Raw genomic sequence first — 22,102 nt, 5'->3', positions numbered from 1 at the left:
TGCGAAGAAGCCGGCTGCCGCGAAGAAGCCCGCCGCGAAGACGCCGACCACGAAGAAGCCCGCCGCCGAGTAGCCCGCAGCCCCCCGCGACCCGCGCGCGTCATCGGTCCAGGTACGTCCAGCGCCCCTCGACGGCCGTCCCGAGCACCCGCATCGCCCGGAGCTCCGACGACGAGCACACCAGCGGGTCCTGCCCCACGAGCACCAGGTCCGCGACGTCCCCGACCGCGACCGTGACCCGGCCGTCCGTGGACGCCCGCCATGCCGTGACCGGGTCGATGCGCTGCTCCGGGTGCCACGCGGGACGCCCGTCGCGGTCCCGACCCACGGCGGCGGCCATCGACACCCACGGGTCGAGCGGAGCGACGGGGGCGTCGGACCCGAGCCGGAGCCGCGCTCCCGAGGCGGCGAGGGCCCGGAACGCGAACGCCCGGTCGGTGCGCCCGGCCCAGTACCGGTCGGCGACGTCGCGGTCGTCCATCGCGTGCTCCGGCTGGACCGACGCGTCGACCCCGAGCCGCGCGAACCGTTCGACGTCCGACGTCCGCAGCAGTTGGGCGTGCTCGATCGATCCGCGTGCCCCGACCTGCTCGAAGACGTCGAGTGCCAGCGTGTTCGCACGGTCCCCGATGGCGTGCACCGCGGGGACGAGTCCGGCGTCGACGGCGCGCCGCACCATCCGGACGACCTCGTCCTGTGGGTACGCGAGCACCCCGTGCGCGTCGTGGCCGTGCAGGCCGTCGTACGCGTCGGCGACGGCCGCGGTCCTGGTGTTCAGCGAACCGTCGGTGATGACCTTGAACGGGCCCATCCGCACGAGTCCGCGGGTCCCGGGTGCTGCGTCGCCGGTGCGCAGTCCGCGTGTGACGACGGCGTCGAGGTCCGACGGGTACGCGCCGGACCGCACGCGGAGGCCGTCGATCCCGGCGTGGACGCGCGTCGACCACCGATCGAACCCGAACCGCATCTCGAGGTCGACGACGCCGACGAGTCCACGGACCGCCGCCGCGTCCACCGCCGCACCGACGTGACCGTCGAGCTCGTCGTCGGGGACCGTCGAGATCGCCGTGTTGACGTCGAACGCGGCCTGCTCGCGGAGCACACCCGTGGGATGGTCCTGGTCGGCCGGTGCGAACCGCGCGAGCGCGGCGCCGTTGCACCAGACCGCGTGCAGGTCGCCGGACACGACGACGACCGGGAGGCCCGGGGCCGGTCCGTCCCGTCGGCTCAGGCGGTCGAGGAGGTCGCGGTGGGCAGCGTCCGGCCACATGCCGTCGCGGAAACCCCAGCCGATGAGCGTGCCGCCGGTGAGGGCACCCCCGGGGTCGGTGCGGAGGACGTCGGCGAGGGTGTCCGCGGCCTCGACGGCACTCCGAGCGGCGGACACGTCCACGCGACGGCGGACCATGGACCACTGCTCGAAGTGCGTGTGGTGGTCCCAGAGTCCCGGGCCGATCCAGGCGCCGTCGGCGTCGACGACGTCCATCGTGGTGCCGGGGCCGGCCGTCTCCGCACGGCTGGCCGGTGTGACGGACGCGATCCGTCCCTCCAGGACGGTGACGTCGCACGGACCACCCGCGGTGCCGATCCTGCGGACGTTCCGGATGACGGTCCCGCTCATGCGCGTCCGGCGGTGTCGTCGGCGGCGGCGGACGCGTCGGTGCCGAGCGGTGTCGCGTCGCGCGCGTGGACCCGCCGCATCTCGGCGGCCAGTGCGGGCGACGCGTACGGACCGTCGCCCTCGAGTCCGGCGATGACCTCGTCGACGACCTCCGGCGCCTTGTTCTGGCTGAGCTTGGCACGGGCGTCGAACCGGGTGACCCGGACACGGATGCCGACGGTGCCCATCGCGATCCGTCGGGCGGTCTGCTCGTCGACGTCGAGGGAGGCCGGCTCCGGCATGTGCTGCTCGAAGTGGTCGACGAGTTCGCCGAGGACCCGGAAGGTGTCGTCATCGGACAGGATCTCCGGGACGCCCCAGAGGTGCGCGGTGACGTGGTTCCAGGTCGGCACGAACTGGTCGGCGGGGTACCACGCCGGCGAGATGTACCCGTGCGGGCCCTGCACGATGAGCAGGACCTCGTGCTCGCCGAGTTCGTGGGCGACCTCGTCCGGGCGGCCGACGTGGCTCACCAGCACGAGCTCGTCGCCGTCGACCTCCTCGAGCAGGAACGGGTAGTGCGACGCGACGATCCCGGCAGCGGTGTGCGAGACGATCGTCACCCACGGGTGCTCCCGCACGAGGCGCGCGACCGCGTCGACGTCGGTCTGCAGGAAGTGCGGCGTGTGGCGCATCCCCCCAGCGTGGCACAGGCGCGCAGCATTCCTCGGTTGGATGGGGACATGGACGACACCACCGCAGACGCAACACTCGCCGCCTACCGGGCCACGTTCCCGTACGTCCGCGACTGGGTCGCGTACAAGGCCTGGCAGCTCAGGGTCCCTGGCGTGCAGGTGGCCGTCGGGTTCCGCGGCGACCTCGTGTGGCACGCCGAGTACGGCCACGCGGACGTCGAGGCCGGTCGCCCGCTCGGCGCCGACGACCGCTTCCGGATCGCGAGCCACTCCAAGACGTTCACCGCGACGGCGTTGCTGGTCCTGGCCGAGCGTGGGTCGATCCGTCTCGACGACACCGTCGGTGCGTACGTCCCGGCGCTCGTCGAGCACGGGTCCCCGATCGCCGACGCCACCGTCCGTGAGCTCATGGAGCACGGTGCCGGTGTCCTGCGCGACGGGCTCGACGGCGACTACTGGTCGCTCAGTCGGCCGTTCCCGGACGAGGACGAACTGCTGGCGCTCGTGCTCGACGAGGGTTCGAAGGTCCCGGTCGGCTCGAGCTTCAACTACTCGAACCTCGGGTACTCGCTGCTCGGCATGGTGATCGCGGCCGCCACCGGTAGGACCTACGACGAGGCCGTCCGGGAGCTCGTCGTCGAGCCGCTGGGGCTCGCGCACACCGGACCGGACTTCGATCCCGCCTGGTCGGACGAGTTCGTCGTCGGGTACTCCGGGTTCCACACCGATCGCGTCCGGCACCGCCTGCCGCACGTCGACACCCGCGCCATGGCGGCCGCCACCGGGTTCCACGGCACGGCCTCCGACCTCGTCCGGTACTTCTCCGCCCACGTCCTCGGCCAGGGCGACCTCATCGGCGACCACTCGAAGCGGCTCGCGCAGCGCAAGGCCTGGAGCGCCGACGCGGACCCGGCGTCGCGCGGCTACGGCATGGGGTTCATCGTCGACCGGATCGGCGGGCACGACCTCCGCGGACACTCCGGCGGGTTCCCGGGCCACATCACCCAGTCGCTGTTCGACCCGGAGTCCTCGCTCGTCGTCTCCGTCATGACGAACGCGGCGGGTGGGCCTGCGACGCTCCTCGCGCAGGGCATCGTCCGACTGCTCGATGCGGCGACCGAGACGGGCACCGGCGACGGCAGCGCGCGCGGCGTCGGCGCGGACGACGGCACCGGTACCGGGAGCGGACCCGACGTCGACCTCGACTCGTTCGTCGGTCGCTTCGCCAACCCGTGGGGCGTCGCCGACGTCGCGAGGATCGGCGGCCGTCTCGTCGAGATCGACCCGACGGCGCCGGACCCGATGGCGAGCCCGACGACGCTCCGGGTCGTCGACCGCGACACGGTCCGGATGACCGACGGCAACCGCTTCGGGTCGATCGACGAGGACATCCGGTACGACCGCGACGCCGACGGCCGCGTGGTCGCGATCCGCGCGGGTGGCGGGATGACGATGTCCCCGTGGAGCGTCCCGGTCGAGTCGCCGGAGGTCGCGGCGGGCCTGGCGTAGTCCGCGTCCACGGCGTCCGGGGTGGGGTTGTCCCCACCCCGGATCGGGGAGCGGGCAGGATGGGTGCGGAGCCTGCGGATCGCGAGGCTTGGTGTCATGAACAAGACGCTGCCCATCGACCAGGCGGAGACCGTGCCCATCACCTCCGACGTGCTGCCCCCGGAGCCACCGACGCCCCACGACGGCGACGGTGACGGTGGAAGCCCGGGTGACGGTGGAGGCACGGGTGACGGTGGAGCCTCGGGCGACCACGGCGCGGGCGACAGCGGCGCGGTCCCGGTGCGTCGCTCGTTCTACCGCGAGGCATGGCGGCGGCTCCCGCGGGACTTCGGCTACCTCGCACTCAGCGCAGTCCTGATGTTCGCGATCTACCTGCCGTTCCCCGCGGTCGTCTTCGGGAGCGGAGCGTCCCGGGCCGCCTGGTCGCCGTTCTTCCTCGTGCTGCTGCTCGTCGCGCTGTTCGTCGCCCGGTGGCTCGGCGCCTTCGAGAAGCTCCGGATCGGCTGGGCTGACAGGCGTCCGATCCGCCCCGTCGACTGGACGCCGCGCTGGCAGCAGAACTGGTTCATGCGGACGATCTCCGCCGTGGCGAACCCGCACTACTGGCTCTACCTCCTGCACGCGGTCGTCGTGTACCCGGCGGCAGCGTTCGTGACGCTCGGCATCGGTGCGGCGCTCATCTTCGGCTTCTTCTTCCCGATCTTCGCGGGGATCGTGGCGCTCGCCAACGGGTGGCGCATCAACGAGCTCCTCCAGGAGCAGAGCTTCGACCAGGACTGGGCGTGGATCCTCGGCGCCACCGCCTGCGTCCTCTCGATGGCCATCGCGGTCGTCCTCTTCCCGATCTGGGCCCGCGCCGCGACGCTCGCGCACTACTGGATCGACCACGGGCTGCTCGGCGGCTTCAAGGCCGAGGTGCTCCAGCAGCGCGTCGTCGGACTCCAGGCCTCCCGTGCCGGCGCGGTCACCGCCGAGGGGCAGGCGCTCCGCCAGATCGAGCGCGACCTGCACGACGGACCCCAGCAGCGTCTCGTGCGGCTCCGGATGGACCTCGCGGCAGCCGAGCGCGCGATGGAGAAGGACCCCGCGAAGGCCCGCACGCTCATCACCGAGGCATCCGAGCACGCCAAGGACGCCCTCGACGAACTCCGTGCGCTGTCGCGTGGGTTCGCGCCGCCGATCCTCCTCGACCGCGGGCTCGTCGCAGCACTCGAGGCGCTCGCCGCCCGCACACCGATCCCGGTCGGCCTGCGGATCGACCTCCCCTCGGGCTTCACCCTGCCGACCGAGATCGAGCGCAACGTGTACTTCACGGTGAGCGAGCTGCTCACGAACACCACGAAGCACGCCGGTGCGTCGACCGCCGGCGTGTACATGGGACTCATCGAGGACATGTACGGCCAGACCGTGCTGACCGTGAGCGTCACCGACGACGGCCGCGGCGGCGCCACGCTCCGCCAGGGACACGGCATCGAGGGGCTGACCGGCCGGATGCGCGCCCTCGACGGCGAGCTCACGGTCTCGAGCCCGCTCGGCGGCCCGACCGAGGCGACCGCCCGCATCCCGCTCGGAGCGCTCCACGGCGTGCCGACCGGCCGCGGCACGAGCGGTACCGGGCCCGTTGCCGGATAGCATCGAGCCCATGACCGACAGCCCGGACGCCCCGCGCATCCGGGCTGTCGTCGTCGACGACGCCGTGCTCCTCCGCGAGGGGCTCGCCCGCGTGCTCGACGAAGCCGGCATCGAGGTCGTCGCACAGCACGGCGACGCGCGGACGTTCCTCGCCGCGCTGCAGCAGCAGGCGGCGACGGGCACGGCCCCCGACGTCGTCATCATGGACGTCCGGATGCCGCCGACGTTCACCGACGAAGGTGTCCGTGCCGCCGTCGAGGCGCGTCGGATCGCCCCGGGGATCGGCGTGCTCCTGCTCTCCCAGTACGTCGAGGCCGCGTACGCCGAGGACGTCATGGCCGACGGCTCCGCGGGCATCGGCTACCTGCTCAAGGACCGGGTCACGCGGCTCGACGAGATCGACGACGCCGTCCGCCGCGTCGCCTCCGGCGGCACCGTGCTCGACCCCGAGGTCGTTGCCGAGCTCATGGCCCGGCGCCGTGACCCGCTCGCCGCGCTCACGCCGCGCGAACGGGACGTCCTCGGGCTGATGGCCGAGGGCCGGACGAACGCCGCGATCGCCCGGGCCCTCGTCATCGGCACCGGGGCCGTCGAGAAGCACGTCTCGAGCATCTTCGCCAAGCTCGCGCTCGAGGACACCGGCGAGGACCACCGCCGCGTCCTCGCGGTCCTCGCCTACCTGGGATGAGCGGAGCGTCCGTCACCGCACCCCGAGGACTCGCCCGCGTCCCCGCGCCGGTCCTCGCGATCACCGCCATGGTGTCCGTGCAGCTCGGCGCCGCGATCGCCAAGGACCACTTCGACGAGGTCGGGCCGATCGGTGCCGCGACGCTCCGCCTCACGGTCGGGGCCGTCGTCCTGTGGCTCGTCGTCCGACCCGCCGTGCACCGGTGGACGCGGTCGCAGTGGCTCGCCGCGATCGGGCTCGGGCTCGCCCTCGGCGGGATGAACGTGTTCATCTACGTCGCGTTCGCCTCGATCCCGATCGGGATCGCGGTGACCATCGAGTTCCTCGGCCCGCTCACGCTCTCCCTGGTGCACACCCGACGGTGGCGGGACGTCCTGTGGGCGGTGCTCGCACTCGCCGGGGTGGTGCTCCTCGGGTCGGGGTCGACCGGCGCGGCGCAGCTCCTCGGCATCGTGTTCGCCGTCCTCGCCGCGGCCTGCTGGGCCGGGTACATCGTGATGAACCGGTTCGTGGGAGCGCGGATCCCCGGGGTGGACGGCCTCTGCGTGTCGCTCGCGGTGTCGATGCTCGTGTCGCTGCCCTTCGGCACCGGCCAGGCCGTCGACGGCGTCCGGGGCGCACCCGTGCTGCTGGTCGTGTTCCTCGCGGTCGGGGTGCTGTCGAGCGTGCTGCCGTACGCCCTCGAGATGCTCGCGCTCCGCCGCATCCCGACGCGCGTCTTCGGCGTCCTGCAGAGCCTCGGCCCGGCGATCGCGGCGCTCGCCGGGTTCGTCATCGTGGGGGAGGCCCTGACGGTGGTGGAGCTGGTGGCGCTCGTCTGCGTCAGCGTCGCGAGCATCGGGGTGACCGTCGCGTCGCGACGCGGTTCCGGCGGACGGGAGGCGCGGATGGCGGCGTCCGTGCCGGACGCGTGACGGGCCTCCAGACCGCGTCGTCGCTGCCTACTCGTCCGCGATGAAGTCCGCGTACGTCGGCTCGGCGTGGTCGCCGGAGAGCAGCGACGGGTCGTTCACGCGGCGCTCGACGTAGGCGGCGATCACCTCGGGTGGGGTGAGCACCTTGGCGACCCACGACGGTACGTCCTTGGTGGTCATGGGCGGCCTCCTCTCGAGGCGAAGTGTCTCAGCGCTGAATTACTCGATTTTCGAGGTATCGGCGAGTCCCACGATCCTCCCGTCTCCCCATGCCTGTCAATCACGGCGCTGTGGGCTGTCCGATAGCCGAAGCCGGCGGTCGTCGTTCCGGAGTGTGCGGTGCTTGACCGCGGAGCGCCACACCCACGCGGACGTCGGGTGCCCGAACTGCGCCCACTCGACGAGCACCGCGTCGATCGTCCAGCTCCGGGCGAATCCCTTGACCCGGACGTGGAACGACGGGAACTGGATCCACGCCCACACCGGGAGCGGCGTCACGGCGTGGCAGACGTCGTCGCCACGAGCGTCGGCGGAGAGCGAGAACGCATCGGGGCGCGGTGAGTCGGGGTGCTCCGGCGGCGTCCACCGGTCCGCTCGTCGCTGGCCCATGTGCCCATTCGAAACTATGTTCGAACGCGGCGTCAAGTCGGGCGCCGCGTGTCGTGCTGTCGATCACGACGTCGACGGATCGGCGAGGGCGCGGATCGCTGTGTTGCCACATGTCGACCGGCGCCGCCTGGCATGCTCGTCGCGTTCGTCGTCCTCGCACTCCTCGTCCGCTGGGCCGGCAACGCCCTCGGTCTTCGGTACTGGACGAGCCGAGCGCTGATGGGTCGCTCTGCGCGGGCGGTTCGGCCAGTGACTACGAGGCCGCGCGCGACGCTCGTCCGGCACTCCACAGTGCACCGACGAGGACGACGATCGCGAGCACGATCGTCGCAGGGATGCTCTCGAGATGTCCGAGACCGATGAGCACGAGTCCGGCGACCACGACCGCACCTCCGGTGAGGGCCATCGGCAGAACTGCTGCGCTGTGGCCTCGCCGCCAAGCCGTGTCGCTCTGCAGTGTCGCCCTCGTGCGGATCCCGACCAGCCGATTCCGGCCGATGAGACCACGGGCCGGGAGGACGGTGAAGACGATCGCCAGAACAGCGACGGCCATCTCGGCGTAGATCATGGTTGCACCTCTCGTGTCGTGAGTAGTGGACGGCCGCCACGACGACCGCCCTTGATGAAGAAGACGTCAGCCCTGGAGAGGGCACGACAGAGCAGGATCGCCGCAGCCATCGTCACTCCGAACGACCACAGTCCGAGCACCACCGCAATTCCGAAGTGGAAGACGATCCCTGCGGACAGGACGGTCCGTGAGAACCGACTCTCAACCCAGATGCTCGCGGCGATGAGGAGTTCGACGACCATGACCGCATACGTCGCCGCCACCATCACGAGCGGTAGCTCGAGCAGCGGAGCGAGTCCCGCGAACACGTCGGGCGCGAGCCCGAAGGGAGGGGATGACGGGAATCGAACCCGCGTGATCAGTTTGGAAGACTGAGGCTCTACCATTGAGCTACATCCCCGCATGCGCCCGCATGGGACGCAGCCCCACCATGGTAGCGGACCGCGGATGCCGTCCTGCACACCGTCGTGGTGCATCGGCCGTCCGAGCTCCTACACTCGCGGTGTGCCGTCCCGGATCGTCAGCAACCCCGACCCGCGCAGCCAGCGTCTCGTCCGCCGCTCGCGCATCGTGTCCTACGTCCTCGCCGGGCTCGGCGTCGTGGCGCTCTCGTTCGCGCCGTCGGTCCTCGGCGACCCGTCCGGCGAGACCGCACGGGTGCTGCTCCACGTGGTGCGCCCCGTCGTCGCCACGGTGCTCATCGTCGCGGCGTTCGCGGTGCAGGTGGTGGTGGGTGTCCGGTGGCGGAAGAACCTGGTCCGCGAGCGCGACCGAGACTGAACGACCGCCAGGAACGGCCCGAGCGCATACCGCTAGACTCGTCTGGGTCGATCGGGCCGGGTTCGCCCTGCCCGCGCGGCCGACCTGGCCGGAGTCGGTCCTGCACAACCGCCGTCCGACGGAACATCCGCAGGGCGGGGCGTAGCTCAGCTTGGTAGAGCGCCCGCTTTGGGAGCGGGAGGTCGCAGGTTCAAATCCTGTCGCCCCGACCGGAACACGGTTCCACCCGTACCACGACCACCACGAACGTCACAATCTCAGGAGAACATCCCTTGGTCACCAGCAACGTCGACAAGGTCAGCCCCACCCGGGTCAAGCTCACGGTGAACGTGACGCCGGACGAGCTCAAGCCGAGCCTCGACCACGCGTACAAGCACATCGCCGAGCAGATCAACATCCCCGGCTTCCGCAAGGGCAAGGTCCCGCCGGCGATCGTCGACCAGCGCGTCGGTCGTCCCGAGGTCCTGAACCACGCCGTCGGCGACGCGATCGACACGTTCTACCGCCAGGCGGTCGAGGAGAACGAGCTCCGCGTCCTCGGGCGCGCCGAGGCCGACGTGGCCGAGCTGCCGAACATCAAGGACTTCACCGGCGACCTCGTCCTGACGTTCGAGGTGGACGTCCGCCCCGAGTTCGACCTCCCGGAGTACGACGGCCTCGAGATCACGGTCGACGCGGTCGAGGTCAGCGACGAGGAGATCGAGGAAGAACTCCAGAACCTGCGCACGCGCTTCGGCACGCTCGTCACCGTCGACCGTCCGGCCACCACGGGCGACTTCGTGCAGATCGACCTCACGGCCAAGATCGGCGACGAAGAAGTCGACAACGCGTCCGGCGTCTCCTACGAGCTCGGGTCGGGCGACCTCATCGACGGCATCGACGAGGCGCTCGAGTCCCTGACCGCCGACGAGTCCACCACCTTCGAGTCGAAGCTCCTGGGCGGCGACCACGAAGGCGAGACCGCGCAGATCGCCGTCACCGTCACCGCCGTCAAGGAGCGCGAGCTGCCCGACGCCGACGACGAGTTCGCCCAGATCGCGAGCCAGTTCGACACGCTCGACGAGCTCAAGGTCGACCTCAAGGACCAGATCGTGAAGTCGAAGTCGTTCGGTCAGGGCACCGCCGCGCGCGACCAGCTCGTCGAGAAGCTCCTCGACTCGGTCGAGATCCCGATCTCCGACCAGCTGATCGAGGACGAGGTCCACCGTCACCTCGAGAACGAGAACCGCCTCGAGGACGACGAGCACCGCGCCGAGGTCGCTGAGTCGAGCCAGAAGGCGTTCAAGTCGCAGCTGCTGCTCGACGCGATCGCCGAGGCCGAGAAGGTCCAGGTCTCGCAGGAGGAACTGACGCAGTACCTCATCCAGGCCGCTGCGCAGTACGGCATGGAGCCGGGCGAGTTCATCAAGGTCATCGACCAGAACGGGCAGATCCCCGGCATGGTCGGCGAGGTCGCTCGGTCCAAGGCCGTCGCCACGGTCCTCGCCAAGGCGAAGGTCGTCGACACCGACGGCAAGCCCGTCGACCTGTCCGCGTTCACCGCGGGCGTGGCGCAGGAGGACGACACGACCGACGCCGAGTCGACCGACGCCGAGACCGCGGACGCCAAGTAGGCAGACGCCAGGAACGCGGGTCGCGAGCGCGACCACCGTCCGGACGGGAGGCACGGTGCCAGCTGGCACCGTGCCTCCCGTCCGTCGTTCCGGCGGCGTTGTATGCCCCTGGCGAACTGGCGCGAAACGCGCTGTTGCACCCGATAGGTTCGACAACAAGCGACAACTGAACGGGAGCTATTCCATGGCCGAAGCAACACTGAACCCCAGTGTTTTTGACCGCCTTCTGAGGGACCGGATCGTCTGGCTCGGCTCCGAGGTCCGTGACGACAACTCCAACGAGATCGCGGCCAAGCTGCTGCTCCTCGCTGCCGAGGACCCCGAGAAGGACATCTACCTCTACATCAACTCGCCCGGTGGCTCGATCACCGCCGGCATGGCGATCTACGACACGATGCAGTTCGTGCCGAACGACATCGTCACCGTCGGGATCGGCCTCGCCGCCTCGATGGGGCAGTTCCTGCTCTCGTCGGGCACACCCGGCAAGCGCTACATCACCCCGAACGCCCGCGTGCTCCTGCACCAGCCGTCCGGTGGGTTCGGTGGCACGGCTGCCGACATCCAGACGCAGGCCAAGGTCATCCTCGACATGAAGAAGCGCATGGCCGAGCTGACCGCCGAGCAGACCGGCAAGTCGATCGAGCAGATCCTCAAGGACAACGACCGCGACAACTGGTTCACGGCGCAGGAGGCCCTCGAGTACGGCTTCGTCGACCACCTCCGTGCGATGAGCTCCGAGGTCATCGGCGGCGGCGGAACCGTCGCCCCGGGCGATGCCCCGACGCCGGCCGCCGAGCCCGACGCCGCCGGCCCCGACCAGTCCTAGCCCACCACCAAGAAAAGGAAATCGAGAATGCATCTCCCCATGCTCGGTGGCGCGCAGAACGTCCCGGCCCCCACTGATCGGTACATCCTCCCCAGCTTCGAGGAGCGCACCGCCTACGGCTACAAGCGGCAGGACCCGTACGCCAAGCTCTTCGAGGACCGCATCGTGTTCCTCGGCGTGCAGGTGGACGACGCCTCGGCCGACGACGTCATGGCGCAGCTCCTGGTCCTCGAGTCGATGGACCCCGACCGCGACATCGTGATGTACATCAACTCGCCCGGTGGATCGTTCACCGCGATGACGGCGATCTACGACACGATGCAGTACATCCGTCCGCAGATCCAGACCGTGTGCCTCGGCCAGGCGGCGTCCGCGGCGTCGGTCCTGCTCGCCGGTGGCACCCCCGGCAAGCGGCTCGCACTGCCGAACGCCCGTGTGCTCATCCACCAGCCGGCGACCCAGCAGGGTGGCGGCCAGGCGTCGGACATCGAGATCCAGGCGGCGGAGATCCTCCGGATGCGCACCTGGCTCGAGGAGACGCTCTCGAAGCACTCCAACAAGACGCCGGAGGAGATCAACCACGACATCGAGCGCGACAAGATCATGTCCGCCGCGGAGGCCGTGGAGTACGGGCTCATCGACCAGGTCCTGACCAGCCGGAAGAACCTGCCCGCGCTCGTCAAGTAGGTCGTACGACGAAGGGCCCCTCTCACACGGGAGAGGGGCCCTTCGTCGTGCTCGGACGCCCACCGGAGCTCATGAGTGAGCAGTCGTCGTCGGATCGGTGTCACCGTCCCGACGATTGCTGCTCACTCGCTGGTGGGACGGAGGGGACGAGACGGGACGGGCACGCGTCAGCGTCCGTCCGCATCGTCGGGGTCGTCGTCGAGCGCCTCACCAGCCGGGCGTCGGAGCAGGAGCAGCACGACGACGACGAGGGCGATGACGACGATCCCGCCGCCACCGATCCAGAGCGCATCGCCGAGCACGCCGTCCGACCCGCTCGTCGTCGACGACGCACTCGCGCCGGAGGACTCGGCCGGGGTCGTCGCCGCACCGGAGCCCGCTCCGCCGTCGGTGTCGGCGGTCGCGCACGTCGGCGGGGTCGTCGCACCCTTCGACGGGACGAACGATGCCGGGGCCTGCCAGGTGAACGCGTACTGGTCGGACACGGTGTGCCCGTCGGCCGAGACGATCTGCCACTCGGCGGTGTACCTGCCCGATGCCCCGAGCGCGGCCGTCGTGGTCATCGACGGGCCGTCCACGGCCACGCAGCCGTTCTCGAAGTACTTGCCGTCCGGCCCCTTGATGCGGAACGCGAAGCCGGGGTTCGTCGCACTGTCGATGTCGAGCAGCCGGTCGTTCGTCGTGATCTCGAAGGACTTCGGCAGGGCGGTCAGGGTGCCGTCGACCGCGGGGGTCGAGGCGATCATGTAGTTGTGCGCGGACGCCGGCGCCGCGAGCCCGAGGACCGCACCGCCTGCGAGCGCCGCGACGACGGCGGCAGCCGCACCGCGCCTCCAGGCCAGGGGCCGGCAGCGGTCCCGCAGCCGGCCGGACGGACTGGAGGCACGGCTCCCGACCGACGCGTCCCGTGCGTCGCGCAGCCGCATCAGCGGGTGCGCTTCCGCGCCGTGGCGACCGCGCTGACGACGCCGACCGCGCCGACGACGAGACCCGCGATGCCGAGTCCGCGGGCGACGTTGTCCGGGGCTCCCGTGGAGGTGGTGTCCGTGGCGGCGGCGGCAGCGGTCGCGTGCGCGGCGGCGTGGTCGTCGTCGTCGTCCGCCCCGGGGATCGCGGCCGTCAGGGTGACGCTCGGCGCGGGGTGCTCCGGCTCGTCCTGGCCGGCTTCCTGGACCTGGTCCCACGCGGTGGAGCCCTGCTCGCAGGTCTGGGTGACGGGGAACGCGACGACGTCCCCGGCCTTGCCGTCCGGCAGTGACAGGGACAGCTGGAACGTGTCGCGCTCGTCGGCGGGGAGCGGCGTCGTCGCGGTGTAGGTGACGCTCGTGACGCGGGTGCCGGCGTCCTCGGGGTTCTCGCTGTCCGCGGCGGAGGACGCGCTCGTGTAGGGCTCGGTGGCCTTGCTGATGGTCCAGTTCGGGTTGACCGTCGGGGTGACCTCGATCACGGACGACGGCACGTGGAACGTGAGCGCGGTCGTCGGGGAACCATCGCAGCCGTGCGGGACCGAGAAGGTGAGCGTCGTGTACGAGTCGGCCGCGGTGTCGGTCGCCGTCGCCTCGATGTGGGCGCTCGCCGCGGCTGCGGTCCCGAGGACGATCGCTGCGGCGATCCCGGCCGTCGCGGTGACTGCGGTGACGAGGCGGCGACGCTGGTACATGGGTTCCTTCCGATTTCTACAACTTGTAGAGTGCGTGCTCCCCAACGTAGTCGGGCTCCGTGACGAACACAATTCGAGATCGCCGCAGCGGGTCGTCGTCAGTGTCACTGGTTGCGATTAGGCTCGACTGCACGACAACCAGGGAGGGCGAGCCATGGCACGCATCGGAGAGAGCGGTGATCTCCTGAAGTGCTCGTTCTGCGGCAAGAGCCAGAAGCAGGTCCAGCAGCTCATCGCCGGGCCGGGCGTCTACATCTGCGACGAGTGCGTCGAGCTGTGCAACGAGATCATCGAGGAGCGTCTGGCCGAAGCGGGCGAGGAGTCCGCCGGTGGTGACTTCGAGTTGCCGAAGCCCCGCGAGGTCTTCGAGTTCCTGGAACAGTACGTCATCGGGCAGGACCCCGCCAAGAAGGCCCTGAGCGTCGCGGTCTACAACCACTACAAGCGCATCCGTGCGCAGGGTGCGCTGACCGCCGCCGAGAACCGTGGCGACGAGATCGAGATCGCCAAGTCGAACATCCTGCTCATCGGTCCGACGGGCTGTGGCAAGACCTACCTGGCACAGACGCTCGCCAAGCGCCTCAACGTGCCGTTCGCAGTCGCGGACGCCACCGCCCTGACCGAGGCCGGGTACGTCGGCGAAGACGTCGAGAACATCCTCCTCAAGCTGATCCAGGCCGCTGACTACGACGTCAAGCGCGCCGAGACCGGCATCATCTACATCGACGAGGTCGACAAGATCGCCCGGAAGGCCGAGAACCCCTCGATCACCCGCGACGTCTCGGGAGAGGGCGTCCAGCAGGCGCTCCTCAAGATCCTCGAAGGCACGACCGCGTCGGTGCCGCCGCAGGGCGGTCGCAAGCATCCGCACCAGGAGTTCATCCAGATCGACACGACGAACGTGCTGTTCATCGTGGCCGGTGCGTTCGCGGGACTCGAAGAGATCATCTCCTCGCGGGTCGGCAAGCGCGGGATCGGGTTCGGCGCTCCGCTGCACAACCCGCTCGACCACCAGGACCTCTACGCCGAGGTCCTCCCGGAAGACCTGCACAAGTTCGGGCTGATCCCGGAGTTCATCGGCCGTCTGCCCGTCGTCACGACCGTGTCGCCGCTCGACCAGGCCGCGCTCATGCAGATCCTCACCGAGCCCCGGAACGCGCTGGTCAAGCAGTACCAGCGGATGTTCGAGATCGACGGCGTCGATCTCGAGTTCACGCAGGACGCGCTCGAGGCGATCGCCGACCTCGCCGTGCTCCGGCAGACGGGAGCCCGCGGACTCCGCGCGATCCTCGAGGAAGTGCTCGGGCCGATCATGTTCGACGTCCCGTCGGAAGCCGACGTCGCCGGGGTCGTCGTGACCAAGGAAACGGTCATCGGGAACGCCGCGCCGACCATCGTGCCGCGGCAGCCGAAGCGCGTCGAGAAGTCCGCGTAGAACGGACGCAACAGCAGCGGGGGCCGCTCTGCGCGGCGCCCGCTGCCGGCTGCGCTACTCGAGGCCGCGGCGACGCAGCAGCGGACCGACCTCGGCATCGCGGCCGCGGAACTCCCGGTACGCCTCGATCGGGTCCTTCGCCCCGCCGACGCCGAGCACCATCGTCGCGAACCGCCGCCCGGCCGCCCGGTCCAGACCACCGTGCTCCTTGAACCACTCGACCGCGTCGGCGTCCAGCACCTCGCTCCAGATGTACCCGTAGTACCCGGCGTCGTACCCGCCGGCGAAGGTGTGCGCGAAGTACGTCGACGAGTACCGGGTCGGCACGGATTCGACAGCGATCCCGGACACCGCGAGCGCAGCGGCCTCGAACGCCTCGACGTCGTCGACCTCTGCGGCCTGGGCGGCGGACAGCGAGTGCCACGCCTGGTCGAGGATCGCCGCGGCGAGGTACTCCGTCGTCGAGAAGCCTTCGTTGAAGCCCTCGGTGTCGCTGAGCCCGAGCACGAGCTCCGCCGGCATGGGCGCACCGGTGTCGACGTGCTTGGCGTAGTTCGCCAGGACCTCGGGCCACGCGGTCCACATCTCGTTCACCTGGCTCGGGAACTCGACGAAGTCGCGCTCCACGTTCGTGCCGGAGAACCGCGGGTAGGTCGTCCGCGCGATGAGCCCGTGGAGTGCGTGGCCGAACTCGTGGAACAACGTCTCGAGCTCGTCCTGGGTGAGGAGCGTCGGCGACCCCGCGGCGGGCTTCGGGACGTTGAGGTTGTTGATGACCACCGGCAGTGTCCCCGCGAGCGCGGACTGTTCGACGATGGGGTTCATCCAGGCGCCGCCCCGCTTGCCGTCGCGGGTGTACAGGTCGAGCAGGTACAGCCCGACGGGGGCGTCGTCCTCGTCGGTGACCTCGAAGACGCGGACCTCGTCGTTGTACCCGTGCAGGTCGTCACGCTCGGCGAACCGCAGGCCGTACAGCCCCCCGGCGGCGAAGAACACACCGTCGCGGAGGACCCGTTCGACCTCGAAGTACGACCGCATCGCGTTCGAGTCTGCGGCGAACTGCTCCTCGCGGAGGATCTCCGTCGCGTACGCCCAGTCCCACGACTCGACGTCGGTGCCGAGCACGCGCGACCGGGCTTCGCGCTCGGCGTTCGCGTTCCGCGCTGCCGGAGCGGTGAGGGACTGCAGCAGCCCGGCCACTGCCTCCGGGGTCTTCGCGGTCTCGTCCGCGGTGACGGCGGCGGCGTGCGATGCGAACCCGAGCAGCTCGGCGCGCTCGGCGCGGAGCCGGACGATGCGGAGGACCAGCTCGCGGTTGTCCCACTGGTTCCCGCGACGCCCCCGGGCGAGCGAGGCGCGCATGATCCGTTCCCGGACGGCGCGGTTCGTGAGGGTGGCCAGGTAGGGGTGGCCGGTGTAGAGCGGCAGGGTGACGAGCCACCCGTCGAGTCCGCGGGACTCCGCAGCCCCGCGGGTCGCCGAACGTGCTCCGTCGTCGAGGCCGGCGAGCTCGGACTCGTCGGTGATGAGGACCGCGAGGTCGTTCGTGTCGTCGAGCAGGTTCCGCTCGAACTTCGTCGTGAGCGTCGACAGTTCGGTGTTCAGTGCCGTGAGCCGTTCCTTGCCGGCGTCGTCGAGCCCGGCACCGGCGAGCGTCATCTCGGTGTGCGTGCGCTCGACGAGTCGGAGGTCCTCGCCGCGCAGCCCGATGGCCTCGCGCTGGTCGTGGACCGCGGCGACCCGGGCGTACAGGCGCGAGTCGAGTGTGATCGCGTCACGGTGGGCCGACAGGAGTGGGGAGACCTCGGCTTCGAGGTCGTGCACGGCATCCGTGGCGTCGGCGCCGGAGATCGTGAAGAACACCATGCTCACGCGGGACAGCAGCTGCCCGGATCGTTCGAGTGCCACGAGGGTGTTGTCGAACGTCGGCGCGTCGGTGCTCGTGGCGATTGCCTCGACCTCCGCGCGCTGCTCACGCATGCCCTGGTCGAACGCCGGCCGGTAGTCCTCGAGCCGGATGTCGCGGAACGGTGGGAGCGCGTACGGGAGCGTGCTCTGGACGTCGAATGGAGAGGCCATCACCCCAGCCTAGGCACCGGCGGGGGGTCAGTCCTCTTCTGGGGCGTCGTCCGGGTTCGTGATTGTCGCTTCGCCGCGGGCGTCGAGACGGATCGCGGTGCCGTCGTCGAGCTCGACGACCGGTTTCCGCTCGAGGTACGTCAGCGTCCAGCGCCACGTCGACGCGTCGACGCCGTCCCGGGCGAGCTCCGCCTCCACCTGTCCCACGGCGTCGACCACCGTCGCCGGCAGGTCCGACGGGACCGCCTGCCCGACGCTCCATCGTGTGCCCAGCTGCATCCGTGCCTCCAGTCCGATCCGGTGGGTCCGCCGGACGCGACGACCGCGCCCGGCGGGTGCGCGACTACGCGGCGTCCGGCTCCTCGAGCTCGATCTCGACGACCGCCAGGTCCGGCCCGTCGACGAACGACAGGTTCTGGATCCGCCCGACGGCAGCGAGGTCGACCGCGGCCTGTTCGAGGAGCTCGCGCACGCCACCCGGCGCCGCGATCACCGCACGGGTCACGGGTGTCTTCTGCGAGGCCTTGGCGGCGGTCTTCGCACCGCGGATGCCGATCAACGCCTGCCCGACGACGTCCAGGAGCCCGGTCGTGCCGTCGGTGACGGCAGCTGCGGACGCCGACCCCGCAGCATCGGCGAGCGATGCCCGCGTCGGCCAGGAGGCGCGGTGCACGCTGCCGTCGTGCGTCCAGGCCCACACTTCCTCCGTCGCGAACGGGAGGAACGGTGCGAGCAGCCGGAGCAGCGCATCGATCGCAGCGCGGAGCGCCAGGACCGCACTCGCCTGGGACTCGTGCGTCGCGTCCGGGGCCGTGCCGTACGCGCGCTCCTTCACGAGCTCGAGGTAGTCGTCGCAGAACGTCCAGAAGAAGCGCTCGGTCTGCTCGAGGGCGCGGGCGTGGTCGTAGCCCTCGAACGCCGTCGTCGCCTGGTCGATCACGGCGCCGAGGGTCGCGAGCATGTCGACGTCGAGCGCCTCCGTGACCGCGTGTGCGCCCACCGGCAGCTCGAACGAGTAGACGAACTTCGCCGCGTTGAGCACCTTGATCGCCAGACGCCGGCCGACCTTGATCTGCTTCGGGTTCTGCGGGTCGAACGCGGCGTCGACGCCGAGCCTGGAGGACGCCGCCCAGTACCGGACCGCGTCGGCGCCGTGCTGCTCGAGCATGCTGAGCGGAGTCACGACGTTGCCCTTGGACTTCGACATCTTCTTGCGGTCGGGGTCCACGATGAACCCGGAGACCGACGCGTTCGCCCACGGCGCCATGCCGTCCTCGAGCTGCGCGCGGAGCGCCGTCGTGAACAGCCAGGTGCGGATGATGTCCTGCGCCTGCGGGCGGACGTCGTACGGGTAGACCATGCCGAAGAGCTCCGGGTCGCGCTCCCACCCACCAGCGAGCTGCGGCGTGAGGGACGAGGTCGCCCAGGTGTCCATGACGTCGAGCTCCCCGACGAAGCCACCCGCGACGCCGCGCTGGGACTCCTCGTACCCGGGGGCTGCGTCGGAGGCGGGGTCGACCGGGAGCTGCGCCTCGGTCGGGACGATCGGTGCGTCGAACACCGGGTTGCCGTCGGCGTCGAGCGGGTACCAGACCGGGATCGGCACGCCGAAGAACCGCTGGCGGCTGATGAGCCAGTCGCCGGCGAGGCCCTTGACCCAGTTCTCGTAGCGGACGCGCATGAAGTCCGGGTGGAACGCGATCTGCTCGCCGCGCTGCAGCAGGGTCTCGCGGAGCTGCTCGTCGCGCGAGCCGTTGACGATGTACCACTGCCGGGTCGACACGATCTCGAGCGGCTTGTCGCCCTTCTCGAAGAACTTGACCGGGTGGGTGATCTTCGTGATCTCGCCGATGAGCTCGCCCGAGGCGGTGAGGGCGTCCACGACGACCTGCTTGGCGGAGAACACGGTCTTGCCGGTCATCTCGCCGTACACCTGCTGGCCCTGCTCACTCGTGATCCACTCGGGCGACTCGCTCCGCACGCGGCCGTCGAACCCGATCACCGAGCGGTTCGGCAGCTGCAGCTCGCGCCACCACACGACGTCGGTGGTGTCGCCGAACGTGCAGATCATCGCGATGCCGGCGCCCTTGTCCTGCTGCGCGAGGTGGTGCGCGAGCACTGGGACCTCGACGTCGAACAGGGGGGAGCGGACCGTCGTGCCGAAGAGGTCCTGGAACCGCTCGTCGTCCGGGTGCGCGACGAGGGCGACGCACGCGGGGAGGAGCTCCGGGCGGGTGGTCTGGATGACGACGTCGCCGGTGCCGTCCGACTTGTGGAAGGCGATGCCGTGGTACGCCCCGGGCATGTCCTTGTCCTCGAGCTCCGCCTGCGCGACCGCGGTGCGGAACGTGACGTCCCAGAGGGTCGGGGCGTCGGCCTGGTACGCCTCGCCGCGAGCGAGGTTCCGGAGGAACGCCTTCTGGGCGACGGCCTGCGAGTCGTCGGCGATCGTCCGGTACGACTGGGTCCAGTCGACGGAGAGTCCGAGCGTGCGCCAGACCTCCTCGAACTGCTGCTCGTCCTCCACCGTGAGGCGCTCGCACAGCTCGATGAAGTTGCGGCGGGAGATCGCGATCTGGTCGGCGGCCTTGGACGACTTGCCGTCCCCGCCCTCGAACGGCGGGGTGAAGTCGGCGTCGTAGGGCAGGGACGGGTCGCACCGGACGCCGTAGTAGTTCTGCACGCGGCGCTCGGTCGGCAGGCCGTTGTCGTCCCAGCCCATCGGGTAGAACACGCGCTTGCCCCGCATGCGCTCGAACCGGGCCTTGACGTCCGTGTGCGTGTACGAGAACACGTGGCCGATGTGGAGCGAGCCAGAGGCGGTCGGCGGCGGGGTGTCGATCGAGTAGACGTCCGCGCGGGTGGCACCGTCGCGGTCGAACCGGTACGTGCCGTCCTGCTCCCACTGCGGGCCCCAGACCTGCTCGAGGCCGTCGACGCTGGGCTTCTCGGGCATGGGCTTGGTCATGGGGACGCCTTCCGTTCGTATGTGCGGCACCGAGTCCGTGGTGAGGTGCCTGAGTGTCACGCGCGCTGCGCGGTCGATCCAGGGTACCGGCCGCGTTCCGGTGCGAGTGCATTTCCTACCGCCGAACGATCCCTGGTAGGCTTCTCAGGTTTGTTCGGCGGGTTCCGGCCCGCGAGACTCCGCACCGCCGCGCCCGTCGGGCTCCACCACGTCAGCCGACCCCGGAGGATCATGCCGAAACGACCGAACGACACCCAGCACCGCACCGGACCGTCCTCCGACGGCGATGCGCCGGCCCGACCGATCCGGTCGCGGGGCGCCGCCAAGCGTGCGCGCCGGACGCTGACCCCCGACGACGTCACGGTGGTCGAGGAGTCGCTGCTCAAGCGCGCCGTCGCCGCCGCCGCGCTCGGGAACGCGATGGAGTGGTTCGACTTCGGTGTGTTCGCCTACCTGGCCACGACGCTCGGGCGGGTGTTCTTCCCGTCCGACGACCCGACCGCGTCGACCCTGTCCGCGCTCGCGACCTTCACCGCGGCCTTCGTGGTCCGACCGATCGGCGGCGCGTTCTTCGGCCCCCTCGGCGACCGGATCGGGCGGCAGAAGGTGCTCGCCCTGACGATGATCCTGATGGCCGCGGGGACGTTCGCCATCGGGCTCCTGCCGGGCTACACGCAGGTCGGGGTCTGGGCAGCGGTGCTCCTCCTCCTCGCGCGCCTGCTCCAGGGCTTCTCGACCGGTGGCGAGTACGGCGGCGCCGCGACGTTCATCGCCGAGTACTCCCCGGACAAGCGCCGCGGCTTCATGGGTTCCTGGCTCGAGTTCGGCACGCTGGCGGGGTACGTCCTCGGTGCGTCGCTCGTCACGGCACTGCAGTTCGGTCTCTCCGAGGACGCCATGCTCGGATGGGGCTGGCGCATCCCCTTCCTCGTCGCCGGTCCGCTCGGCATCGTCGGGCTCTACCTCCGGCTGAAGCTCGAGGAGACGCCGGCGTTCCAGAAGCAGCAGGAGCAGGCCGCGGAGCGCGAGCAGCAGAAGACCCCGGTGCTCCGGCTCTTCGGCGAGCACTGGCGCGCACTGCTCGTCTGCATCGGGCTCGTGCTGGTGTTCAACGTGACGGACTACATGCTCCTGTCGTACATGCCGACGTACCTGTCCGAGACCCTCGGCGGCGACGCCACGGTCGGCCTCCTGCTCATCGTCATCGTGATGGTCGTGATGATGCTCGTCATCACATTCGGCGGCAAGATCTCGGACAGGTTCGGCCGCCGCCCGGTCCTGTTCGCGGGGTGCATCGGCTTCTTCGTGTTGTCCTGGCCGGCGCTCAAGCTCATCCAGAGCGGCAGCGACCTCGGCGTGTTCGCGGGGCTCCTCGTCCTCGGGCTCGTGCTCGTCACGTTCACGTCGACGATGCCCTCGACGCTCCCGGCACTGTTCCCGACGATCATCCGGTACGGGGCGCTCGCCGTGGCGTTCAACGTGTCCGTCTCGCTGTTCGGCGGGACCACCCCGCTCTTCACCGAGGCACTGGTCAAGGCCGCGGACGACGCCGGGTACGCCTGGGCGCGGGACATCCCCGCGTTCTACCTCATGCTTGCGGCACTCATCGGCCTCGTCGCGGTGTTCTTCACGAAGGAGACCGCCAAGGAGCCGCTGCTCGGGTCCGGCCCGACGGTGGGGTCGGAGGAGGACGCCCGCGACCTCATCGAGCAGTACGAGGACCCGTCGAGCGAGTTCGCCCGGTCTGACTGGGCGAAGGACTTCGCGACGAGCCAGATGGACGTCATCCCGCCGCAGTCCACGGAGCCGTCCACCACGAAGTAGCCCGGCCGCACGGTC

At 70.4% G+C, this 22,102-nt stretch carries 21 protein-coding genes and 2 tRNA genes; 11 read left to right on the top strand and 12 right to left on the bottom strand.

Features of this window, described 5'->3' with window-relative positions:
* Positions 1 to 100: 100 nt before the first annotated feature.
* Complete coding sequence (locus ACO0E0_RS08805) at positions 101 to 1,621, bottom strand: amidohydrolase (RefSeq protein WP_422871035.1); 1,521 nt, start codon at positions 1,619 to 1,621, stop codon at positions 101 to 103.
* Positions 1,618 to 2,295, bottom strand: coding sequence for an FMN-binding negative transcriptional regulator (locus ACO0E0_RS08800; protein WP_422871034.1), 678 nt, complete (start codon positions 2,293 to 2,295; stop codon positions 1,618 to 1,620). The genes ACO0E0_RS08805 and ACO0E0_RS08800 overlap by 4 nt, the downstream gene beginning before the upstream one ends.
* A 48-nt stretch (positions 2,296 to 2,343) precedes the next feature.
* On the opposite strand from ACO0E0_RS08800, the gene ACO0E0_RS08795 reads away from it, so the two are divergent.
* The 4 genes from ACO0E0_RS08795 (at position 2,344) to ACO0E0_RS08780 (ending at position 7,038) form a co-directional block, all read left to right on the top strand.
* Complete coding sequence (locus ACO0E0_RS08795; RefSeq protein ID WP_422871033.1) at positions 2,344 to 3,804, top strand: serine hydrolase; 1,461 nt, start codon at positions 2,344 to 2,346, stop codon at positions 3,802 to 3,804.
* Positions 3,805 to 3,900: 96 nt separating this feature from the next.
* Positions 3,901 to 5,436, top strand: a complete 1,536-nt coding sequence (locus ACO0E0_RS08790) for a sensor histidine kinase (protein ID WP_422871032.1) — start codon at positions 3,901 to 3,903, stop codon at positions 5,434 to 5,436.
* Between the two features lie 10 nt (positions 5,437 to 5,446).
* The gene (locus ACO0E0_RS08785; RefSeq protein WP_422871031.1) at positions 5,447 to 6,124 is read left to right on the top strand and encodes a response regulator transcription factor; all 678 of its coding nucleotides are present in this window, start codon (positions 5,447 to 5,449) and stop codon (positions 6,122 to 6,124) included.
* Positions 6,121 to 7,038 (top strand): EamA family transporter, encoded by a 918-nt coding sequence (locus tag ACO0E0_RS08780; protein WP_422871030.1) that lies wholly within the window; start codon positions 6,121 to 6,123, stop codon positions 7,036 to 7,038. Before ACO0E0_RS08785 ends, ACO0E0_RS08780 begins: the two co-directional genes overlap by 4 nt.
* A gap of 27 nt (positions 7,039 to 7,065) precedes the next feature.
* On the opposite strand, the gene ACO0E0_RS08775 is transcribed toward ACO0E0_RS08780, so the two are convergent.
* The 5 genes from ACO0E0_RS08775 to ACO0E0_RS08755 all read right to left on the bottom strand — a co-directional run bounded on the left by ACO0E0_RS08775 (position 7,066) and on the right by ACO0E0_RS08755 (position 8,615).
* Positions 7,066 to 7,218 (bottom strand): hypothetical protein, encoded by a 153-nt coding sequence (locus ACO0E0_RS08775; protein WP_422871029.1) that lies wholly within the window; start codon positions 7,216 to 7,218, stop codon positions 7,066 to 7,068.
* Positions 7,219 to 7,314: 96 nt separating this feature from the next.
* Positions 7,315 to 7,647: a hypothetical protein gene (locus ACO0E0_RS08770; protein WP_422871028.1), complete on the bottom strand. Its 333-nt coding sequence runs from the start codon at positions 7,645 to 7,647 to the stop codon at positions 7,315 to 7,317.
* 253 nt (positions 7,648 to 7,900) lie between these two features.
* The gene (locus ACO0E0_RS08765; protein ID WP_422871027.1) at positions 7,901 to 8,215 is read right to left on the bottom strand and encodes an SdpI family protein; all 315 of its coding nucleotides are present in this window, start codon (positions 8,213 to 8,215) and stop codon (positions 7,901 to 7,903) included.
* Complete coding sequence (locus ACO0E0_RS08760; RefSeq protein WP_422871026.1) at positions 8,212 to 8,457, bottom strand: hypothetical protein; 246 nt, start codon at positions 8,455 to 8,457, stop codon at positions 8,212 to 8,214. Before ACO0E0_RS08760 ends, ACO0E0_RS08765 begins: the two co-directional genes overlap by 4 nt.
* 87 nt (positions 8,458 to 8,544) lie before the next feature.
* A tRNA-Gly gene (locus ACO0E0_RS08755) sits at positions 8,545 to 8,615 on the bottom strand.
* 104 nt (positions 8,616 to 8,719) lie between these two features.
* On the opposite strand from ACO0E0_RS08755, the gene ACO0E0_RS08750 reads away from it, so the two are divergent.
* The 5 genes from ACO0E0_RS08750 (at position 8,720) to ACO0E0_RS08730 (ending at position 12,121) form a co-directional block, all read left to right on the top strand.
* On the top strand, positions 8,720 to 8,995 hold the full coding sequence (locus ACO0E0_RS08750) for a hypothetical protein (RefSeq protein ID WP_422871025.1): 276 nt from the start codon (positions 8,720 to 8,722) through the stop codon (positions 8,993 to 8,995).
* Between the two features lie 135 nt (positions 8,996 to 9,130).
* Positions 9,131 to 9,204, top strand: a tRNA-Pro gene (locus ACO0E0_RS08745).
* Between the two features lie 63 nt (positions 9,205 to 9,267).
* The gene (gene tig, locus ACO0E0_RS08740; RefSeq protein WP_422871024.1) at positions 9,268 to 10,608 is read left to right on the top strand and encodes a trigger factor; all 1,341 of its coding nucleotides are present in this window, start codon (positions 9,268 to 9,270) and stop codon (positions 10,606 to 10,608) included.
* Between the two features lie 184 nt (positions 10,609 to 10,792).
* A complete protein-coding gene (locus ACO0E0_RS08735; protein WP_422871023.1) occupies positions 10,793 to 11,434 on the top strand; it encodes an ATP-dependent Clp protease proteolytic subunit in 642 nt (213 codons plus the stop codon).
* Positions 11,435 to 11,461: 27 nt separating this feature from the next.
* Positions 11,462 to 12,121 (top strand): ATP-dependent Clp protease proteolytic subunit, encoded by a 660-nt coding sequence (locus ACO0E0_RS08730; protein WP_422871022.1) that lies wholly within the window; start codon positions 11,462 to 11,464, stop codon positions 12,119 to 12,121.
* A 167-nt stretch (positions 12,122 to 12,288) separates the two neighbouring features.
* On the opposite strand, the gene ACO0E0_RS08725 is transcribed toward ACO0E0_RS08730, so the two are convergent.
* Both ACO0E0_RS08725 and ACO0E0_RS08720 read right to left on the bottom strand, forming a co-directional pair.
* The gene (locus tag ACO0E0_RS08725; RefSeq protein WP_422871021.1) at positions 12,289 to 13,047 is read right to left on the bottom strand and encodes a copper resistance CopC family protein; all 759 of its coding nucleotides are present in this window, start codon (positions 13,045 to 13,047) and stop codon (positions 12,289 to 12,291) included.
* Positions 13,047 to 13,781: a YcnI family copper-binding membrane protein gene (locus ACO0E0_RS08720; RefSeq protein WP_422871020.1), complete on the bottom strand. Its 735-nt coding sequence runs from the start codon at positions 13,779 to 13,781 to the stop codon at positions 13,047 to 13,049. Before ACO0E0_RS08720 ends, ACO0E0_RS08725 begins: the two co-directional genes overlap by 1 nt.
* A 154-nt stretch (positions 13,782 to 13,935) precedes the next feature.
* Between ACO0E0_RS08720 and clpX the strand changes: the two genes are divergently transcribed.
* Positions 13,936 to 15,216: an ATP-dependent Clp protease ATP-binding subunit ClpX gene (gene clpX / locus ACO0E0_RS08715; RefSeq protein ID WP_422871019.1), complete on the top strand. Its 1,281-nt coding sequence runs from the start codon at positions 13,936 to 13,938 to the stop codon at positions 15,214 to 15,216.
* 54 nt (positions 15,217 to 15,270) lie between these two features.
* Here the strand turns inward: clpX and ACO0E0_RS08710 are convergent, their stop codons facing one another.
* The 3 genes from ACO0E0_RS08710 to valS all read right to left on the bottom strand — a co-directional run bounded on the left by ACO0E0_RS08710 (position 15,271) and on the right by valS (position 20,263).
* The gene (locus tag ACO0E0_RS08710) at positions 15,271 to 17,295 is read right to left on the bottom strand and encodes a M3 family metallopeptidase (protein ID WP_422871018.1); all 2,025 of its coding nucleotides are present in this window, start codon (positions 17,293 to 17,295) and stop codon (positions 15,271 to 15,273) included.
* Between the two features lie 27 nt (positions 17,296 to 17,322).
* A complete protein-coding gene (locus ACO0E0_RS08705) occupies positions 17,323 to 17,574 on the bottom strand; it encodes a hypothetical protein (protein ID WP_422871017.1) in 252 nt (83 codons plus the stop codon).
* Positions 17,575 to 17,638: 64 nt separating this feature from the next.
* Positions 17,639 to 20,263 (bottom strand): valine--tRNA ligase, encoded by a 2,625-nt coding sequence (valS, locus tag ACO0E0_RS08700; protein ID WP_422871016.1) that lies wholly within the window; start codon positions 20,261 to 20,263, stop codon positions 17,639 to 17,641.
* Between the two features lie 231 nt (positions 20,264 to 20,494).
* Here valS and proP point away from each other — a divergent pair, with 231 nt between their 5' ends.
* The gene (gene proP, locus ACO0E0_RS08695; RefSeq protein WP_422871015.1) at positions 20,495 to 22,087 is read left to right on the top strand and encodes a glycine betaine/L-proline transporter ProP; all 1,593 of its coding nucleotides are present in this window, start codon (positions 20,495 to 20,497) and stop codon (positions 22,085 to 22,087) included.
* Positions 22,088 to 22,102: the final 15 nt, after the last annotated feature.

The organism is Curtobacterium phyllosphaerae, assembly GCF_049341865.1.
Taxonomy (GTDB): domain Bacteria; phylum Actinomycetota; class Actinomycetes; order Actinomycetales; family Microbacteriaceae; genus Curtobacterium; species Curtobacterium phyllosphaerae.
The sequence above is the reverse complement of the archived record's forward strand: the minus strand, read 5'-3'. Positions and strand labels throughout refer to the sequence as shown.